Annotated in this window: 7 protein-coding genes and 1 pseudogene; 1 reads left to right on the top strand and 7 read right to left on the bottom strand. The window is 71.6% G+C overall.

Annotation, left to right across the window (positions count from 1 at the left end; all coding sequences use genetic code 11):
* The 4 genes from HUU96_RS09625 to HUU96_RS09610 form a co-directional block, all read right to left on the bottom strand.
* The coding region (locus HUU96_RS09625) for an MASE1 domain-containing protein (RefSeq protein ID WP_174292601.1) at positions 1–1025 on the bottom strand (1025 nt) is incomplete at its 3' end.
* A gap of 70 nt (positions 1026–1095) precedes the next feature.
* Complete coding sequence (locus HUU96_RS09620) at positions 1096–2013, bottom strand: alpha/beta hydrolase (protein WP_174292600.1); 918 nt, start codon at positions 2011–2013, stop codon at positions 1096–1098.
* Positions 2001–2942, bottom strand: coding sequence for a histone deacetylase family protein (locus HUU96_RS09615; RefSeq protein WP_174292599.1), 942 nt, complete (start codon positions 2940–2942; stop codon positions 2001–2003). Before HUU96_RS09615 ends, HUU96_RS09620 begins: the two co-directional genes overlap by 13 nt.
* A gap of 47 nt (positions 2943–2989) precedes the next feature.
* Positions 2990–3469: a hypothetical protein gene (locus tag HUU96_RS09610; protein WP_174292598.1), complete on the bottom strand. Its 480-nt coding sequence runs from the start codon at positions 3467–3469 to the stop codon at positions 2990–2992.
* A 341-nt stretch (positions 3470–3810) separates the two neighbouring features.
* Between HUU96_RS09610 and HUU96_RS09605 the strand changes: the two genes are divergently transcribed.
* Positions 3811–4275: a cell wall hydrolase gene (locus HUU96_RS09605; protein WP_174292597.1), complete on the top strand. Its 465-nt coding sequence runs from the start codon at positions 3811–3813 to the stop codon at positions 4273–4275.
* Here the strand turns inward: HUU96_RS09605 and HUU96_RS09600 are convergent.
* From HUU96_RS09600 to HUU96_RS09590, 3 genes and pseudogenes are all read right to left on the bottom strand, one after another.
* Entirely contained in the window at positions 4272–4619 is a 348-nt protein-coding gene (locus HUU96_RS09600) for a hypothetical protein (protein ID WP_174292596.1), read from the bottom strand. The genes HUU96_RS09605 and HUU96_RS09600 overlap by 4 nt on opposite strands.
* Positions 4620–4627: 8 nt before the next feature.
* Positions 4628–6034 (bottom strand): MBOAT family O-acyltransferase, encoded by a 1407-nt coding sequence (locus tag HUU96_RS09595; RefSeq protein WP_174292595.1) that lies wholly within the window; start codon positions 6032–6034, stop codon positions 4628–4630.
* A 4-nt stretch (positions 6035–6038) separates the two neighbouring features.
* Positions 6039–6229 (bottom strand): annotated as a pseudogene (locus tag HUU96_RS09590) (SGNH/GDSL hydrolase family protein); the annotation flags it as partial.

The raw sequence follows: 6229 nt of genomic DNA, 5'->3' as shown, positions 1-6229 counted from the left end.
GGCAGGGCCTGATCGGCGGTCAGCCCGTGGATGCGCAGCACCTCCGGCGAGCAATAGCTCGCCCGCCCCGCGGTGCCGACCCGCCAATGGCCCAGCCCGGCGCTGCGCTCGGCGAGGCGCAACAGCCGGTTGCTCTCGCCCAGCTGCCGCATCAGCCGATCGCGCACGGCGAGCAGCGCGGCGAGCGGCAGGCTGGTCGCCAGCAGCACGAACAGGTAGAATTGGAGGAACATGACCGGCAGCTTGGCGCCGCCATGGTGGAACGAGCCCAGCAGCCCCAGCCCGAAGCTGCTGCAGCACGAGCAGATCGCGGCGATGATCGCGACCCCGGCCGCCGCCCCGAACGGCCCCAGTCGCAACGTCGCGACCAGCAGCGCGGCAAGCGGCAGGAAGGTCAGCGGATAGCTCGACTGCGTGAACGAGAAGGCGGTGATCGCGCCGACACCGAACAGGAGAGTGGCCGTCTCGACCGGTCTCGCCGCCGCCCGCGCGCGCGCGCCCAGCGCGGCGTAGCCGGTGACGATCACCGGCGTGACGATCAACATGCCGAGCAGGTCGGTCGTCACCCATGACGACCAGCTGGCGAGCGCGTTCGACAGCGTGAATATCGCCGCCAATGTCGCGCTGACCAGCGCCGCCACCCAGGCGGCGAGGAAGAAGCGGGCGACCGCCGCGGGAGTCAGGAACGAGGGCAGGCTGCGGTCGCGGCCCTGCGCCAGCCGCCACGCGATCAACGCCTCGACGATATTGGCGAGGGTATAGCCGGCGCTGGCGACCACGCCGACGCCCGCGCCCAGATTGGCAAGGAAGCTGGCGATGCCGGCGGCGGCGATGTGCTTCCAGGCGTTGCGCGGCGCGACGATGATCAGCGCGGCGAGGAGGATGCCGTTCGCCGGCCACAGCGCGGCCAGTCCGTCGATGCCCCGGGTGAGCATCAACGCCCCTGCGGCGGCGACATAGAACGCCGCGCCGGTGATCAGGGGGCCGGTCGCCCGGCCAGGGATGCGAGCAGGGAATATCGTCACGGTGCCTCGCCCGCCGGTGTAGCGGGACGAGGTTAAGTCTTTGCCACCGGAGTTCGGGCAGGGGCGGCGGTCAGCGGCTTGGCGGCATCTCGCGGTTCAGGAAGGCGACGGCGTGCGCCAGCACCGGCCCCTTGCCGCGGAACGGCTTGGACAGCGCCATGACGATGTTCTCATGGCTGAGGCCAGGATAATCCTCGTGGAGGACACGGCCCCCGACCGCCTTCAGCCGCGCGGTCAGGTTGATCGCGTTATGGGCGTGGACCTGCACGTCGTCGCCCGCCGACACCAGCAGCATCGGCGCGGCGTCGGCGCGGGCAAAGTGGATCGGCTGGGTCATCAGCGGATCGGCCGCGCCGCGCATCGCCGCCGCCGCGCGCTCGACGGTGAAGGGATAGAAGTCATAGGGTCCGCACAGGCCGACCGCCGCCTTGACGATGCCCGGATCGACGCCCTCCGCCCGCAGCCAGCGCGGGTCGAGGGTCAGCATCGCGGCCGTATACGCCCCCGCCGAATGGCCGGCGAGCGCGATCCGGCGCGGGTCGCCACCATAGTCGGCGACATGGTCGCGCGCCCATTTCACCGCCTCCGCCCCGTCCTGCAGGAAGGCGGGGAAGCTGACCGCCGGCACCTTGCGATAGTCGGGCACGATCGCGATGAAGCCGGCATGGGCGAAGGCACGGCCGGCAAAGGCGTACGCCCCGCGCGAGCCGTGCGCCCAGCCGCCGCCGTACCAGAAGATTACCACCGGCAGGCCATGGTGTGCGACGCCGCCCGGCCCGGACTGCGGCTGCCACACGTCGAGCGTCTGGCCGTGGCGACCGAACGGGATGCCCTCGCCGGTGCGGTGCGTGCCGCGGCCGCCGCCGACCATGCCGTCGAGGAAGCTGAGCAGCCCCGGCGGCGAGGTCATCGCCGCGGCGATCCCCAGCGCGACGACGATGGCGAGCAGGATCAGCGCTGCGACGCGGCCGCCGGTCAGGTGAGGCATGGCGATCTCCTGCTGCCGTCGGGCTGGCCCGACCACTCCGCCTCGTCGGCGAGCGCCAGCATCGTCGCGGCATGGCGGCGGGCGATCGCCAGCCGGTCCTCGCCATAGCCGCCGCCCAGCGTGCTCGCGACGGCGATGCCGCGGGTCCGCGCCTGGTGCATGACATAGCGGTCGCGCCGCTCCAGGCCGGCATCGCTCAGCGCCAGCCGGCCGAGCCGGTCGTCGCCATGCGGATCGACCCCCGCCTGGTAGAGAATCAGGTCGGGCGCGAACCGGTCGAGCACGCCCGGCAACACCTCGGCCAGCGCCGCCAGATAGGCGTCGTCGCCCAGCCCGTCGGCGAGCGGCACGTCGAGCGTCGAGCGCTGCTTGCGCGCCGGGAAGTTGCGCTCGGCGTGTAGCGACAGGGTGAAGATCGCAGGCTTGCCCGCGGTCAGCGCCGCGGTGCCGTCGCCCTGATGCACGTCGAGGTCGAGGATCAGGATGCGCCCCGCCTCGCCCTCGGCGAGCAGGCGGTTGGCGGCGATGGCGAGGTCGTTGAACACGCAATAGCCCGCGCCGGTGTCGGCGAGGGCATGGTGGCTGCCCCCCGCGCCATTGGCGGCGAAGCCGTGCGCGAGGGCGAGCCGCGCCGCCGCCCAGGTGCCGCCCACCGACAGCAGCGAGCGGCGGCGGACATGCGCCGTCACCGGAAAGCCGATCCGCCGCTCCTTGTCGCGCGGAACCGCCAGCGCCAGCACCTGCTCGACATAGGCGGAGTCGTGCACCGCCTCGATCCACTCGCGCGGCATCGGCGCGGGGGTATGGACCTCCAGGGCCGTGCCGCTGTCGCGCAGCGCGTCCATCACCAGCCCGTACTTGTCGGACGCGACGCCGCTGTCGGGCGGGGCGGGGCCGACATAATCGGGATGGTGGACGACGCGCAGCACCGCGCACCGGCCTAGCGCGGGCGGGGCGCGGGGTCGAGGTGCAGCGATCAGACGAGGATGAGCGCCACCGGCAGCAACGTTCCCAGCACCAGCATCACCACCGACACCCGCCGCGTCGAGCGGGTGGCGAGCGCGATGACGATGCCGAGCAGCGAGGCGACGATCAGGCCGACGCCCATCAGGCCGGTGAACAGCTTCAGCCCGATCAGCCCGATGCCGTTGCCGCCACCCGGCGGCCGGGCATGGTCGTCGCCACCACCACCGCCGCGCGGGTGGTCGTGGTCACCCGCCGCGGTCAGCGCCGGGCCGGCTGGCCTGGGTCGTTCGGGCCGGTGCAGCCGCTGATGCTGGTGGAGGCTGGCGATGATCTTGATCCATGCGGGCGGCTCGCCACGGCCGCCCCGCGCCTCGTGGAAGCCATAGGTCTGCAGCACGCCCGAGAAGCTGAAGAAGACGATCGCGGGCGCGAAGAACACCGCGAAATACAGGTGAAGCTGGCGCAGGCGGCGAAGGTTGGCGGCGGTCATGGACACGATTTAGCGAACCCGGCCGCGATTATCTAACCCCGGATCGCGCATCCGGTCATGCTTCTCACCGCATCGGCCAGGGGCAGCGTTCGTCCCGGTTCCGCAACGGTTCGCCGAGCGCGCTTTGACTCTCCGCCAGGCCGCAGCCATCGCGCGCGGCAGTTGAGCCGACCCCTTCCTGTATTGGACGGAAAAGGCGAGACGTGGGGAATCCGGCGGCTCGCCACTTACCGCCTCTCGCGGTCGCCCGGACGCCTTGCGCACATAAGCGGCCCTAGATGCACACCGGTTCCCGACCTACGATCAACAAGCTCCTGTCGCTGTCCGCGATCGCCGTGACGATGGCCATCGCCTCTTCCACGGCCAGTTTCGCGCAGACCACGCCGGCGGCGATCCTGCCGAGCGAACCCGCTCCCGACCTGACGCCCCAGGTGGCCGCCGCGCCGACGCCAGATCTCCGGCAGGTCGAGTGCATCGCCAAGATCATCATGCACGAAGCCGCCAACGAGCCGCGCATCGGCCGCGTCGCGGTCGCCCAGGTCATCCGTACCCGCATCAAGAGCGGCCGCTTCGCCGCCGACGCCTGCGCGGTCGCCAAGCAGCACGGCCAGTTCTTCGACGTCGACGCGTTCGAGCCGCAGCGCTCCACCGACGGCTGGAGCGACGCGGTGGCGATCGCCACCGACACGCTGAACGGCGGCGGCGACGAGGTCGCGCCGGGCGCGCTGTTCTTCCACGCCGCCTATTCGCCGATGGCCGGCCGGGTGCGCGTGGCGCAGATCGGCGGTCACGTCTTCTACCGCTAGTCGGCCGCGCCGCGCTCGCCGGGCTGCTCGCTGCCGAAGCGCGCGGCGCGCACCTTCTGCCACGCCGCATGGAGCGTCGCGCGCGGCGCATCCAGCCCGCCGCGCCTGGTCGCATCGGCCCAGCCGGCGACCGGTGCGTGCGCCTGCTCGACGACGGTGTTGGGGGTGAGATCGTCGAACCAGCCGCTCACCGCGTCGGCGTTGAGCAGGACGAGCAGCACCGTCGCGACCGCGATCGTCACGCTGGTCCAGCGCCATGCGGCGTCGTCGTCGACCGGATCGGCCGCGATCAGCACCGGCGAGCCGACATCGGCGATCGAGCCCTGGTCCGCACTGGTGGTCATGCGTCCTCCTAGAACCGATAGTAGATGAACGGCGCGACGCCGGCCGGGCGCATCGTGTCGATCACCAGGATCGCGACGCCGAGCGCCAGCCCGAGCAGCGGGGCCGGCCAGTGGCGCAACCGTTCGGCCAGCCGCGGCAGCCAGCGCGCCGGCAGGAAGTTGATCCCCAGGCCCAGCGCCACCAGCGCCAGCGACAGCGGCGTCACCAGCGTGTCGCGCCAGTTGCCGGTGAACAGCCCGCCGCAATAGCGCAGCGCCTCCGCCAGCGTCGCCGCGCGAAAGAAGATCCAGCCGGCGAGGACGATGTGGAACGTCACCAGCACCCCCGCCCAAGCGGGCAGCGGCCGCCACCATGCCGGCTTCCGGGCGCGCCAGATGCGCTCGGCGCTCTGCACCGCGCCGTGCCACGCGCCCCAGATGATGAAGTTGAAGCTCGCGCCATGCCACAGCCCGCCGAGCAGCATGGTCAGCATCAGGTTGCGGCACGCGAACGCCAGCGAGCCGCGTCCGCCGCCGAGCGGGATATAGAGATAGTCGCGCAGCCAGCTCGACAGGCTGATGTGCCAGCGCCGCCAGAACTCCTGCAGCGAGCGGGCGCGATACGGCTGGTCGAAATTGCGCGGGAAGGTGTAGCCGAGCAGCGCGGCGATGCCGATCGCCATGTCGGTATAGGCGGAGAAGTCGCAGAAGATCTGCACCGCATAGCCATAGCCGGCGATCAGCAGGTCGAAGCTCGACCGCGACGCGGGATCGTGGAACGCCGGGTCGACCAGCGCCGTCGCCAGCTCGGACGCGATCACCGCCTTCTTGAACAGCCCCCAGACGATCAGCAGCAGCCCCGCCGTCGCCCGGCCGCGATCGGCGCGCGGTGCTTCGCGGAACTGCGGCAGCAGGTCCGACGCGCGCACGATCGGCCCGGCGACGAGGTGCGGGAAGAACGACATCAGCAGCGTCAGGTCGAGCAGCCCCGCCGGCTCGACCCGGCCCCGATAGACGTCGACGAGATACGAGATCGCCTGAAAGGTGAAGAACGAGATGCCGACCGGCAGCAGGGCCTGGAGCAGCGGCACGTCGCGGGTCAGGCCAAGGACGCCCAGCAGCGCGGCGAGCTGTTCGGAGAAGAAGCCGGCATATTTGAACCCGCCGAGCACGCCGAGGTTCGCCGCCACGCCGACGCAGACCAGCGCCTTGCGCACGCCGGGCCGCGACGAGCGGGCGACCAACCGCGCCAATGCCCAGTTGACCGCCGCCGACCCGATCAGCAGCGCCACGAACCGCCCGTCCCAAGCACCGTAGAAGAACCAGCTGGCGAGCAGCAGCGCGATCTTGCGCCACTCGTTGCTGGCCGAGAACGCCCAGGCGACGACGTAGACGAACAGGAAGAACAGGCCGAAGCCAAGCGTCGGGAACAGCATCCGCCTAGGGGGCCATTGCGGCGTCGAGGTCGGCCTGCAGGCGACGCGCGATCTCCGCCCCGCCGGCCGAGGTGAAGTGGACGCGGTCGCCGCGCATCAGCGGCGGCGACGCGCTCGCCCAGGCGGTGGCCGAGCAGCGCCCGCCCATCCGCGCACCCCAGTCCCAGAAGGCGACGCCCAGCGCGTGTGCCACCC

This window comes from Sphingomonas bacterium (assembly GCF_903644135.1).
Classification (GTDB): Bacteria; Pseudomonadota; Alphaproteobacteria; order Sphingomonadales; family Sphingomonadaceae; genus Sphingomonas.
The sequence above is the reverse complement of the archived record's forward strand: the minus strand, read 5'-3'. Positions and strand labels throughout refer to the sequence as shown.

Bases quoted from the DNA above. Each gene is read 5' to 3' on its own strand.
- HUU96_RS09620 (WP_174292600.1), bottom strand. From the start codon at position 2,013: ATGCCTCACCTGACCGGCGGCCGCGTCGCAGCGCTGATCCTGCTCGCC.
- HUU96_RS09610 (WP_174292598.1), bottom strand. From the start codon at position 3,469: ATGACCGCCGCCAACCTTCGCCGCCTGCGCCAGCTTCACCTGTATTTC.
- HUU96_RS09605 (WP_174292597.1), top strand. From the start codon at position 3,811: ATGGCCATCGCCTCTTCCACGGCCAGTTTCGCGCAGACCACGCCGGCG.
- HUU96_RS09600 (WP_174292596.1), bottom strand. From the start codon at position 4,619: ATGACCACCAGTGCGGACCAGGGCTCGATCGCCGATGTCGGCTCGCCG.
- HUU96_RS09595 (WP_174292595.1), bottom strand. From the start codon at position 6,034: ATGCTGTTCCCGACGCTTGGCTTCGGCCTGTTCTTCCTGTTCGTCTAC.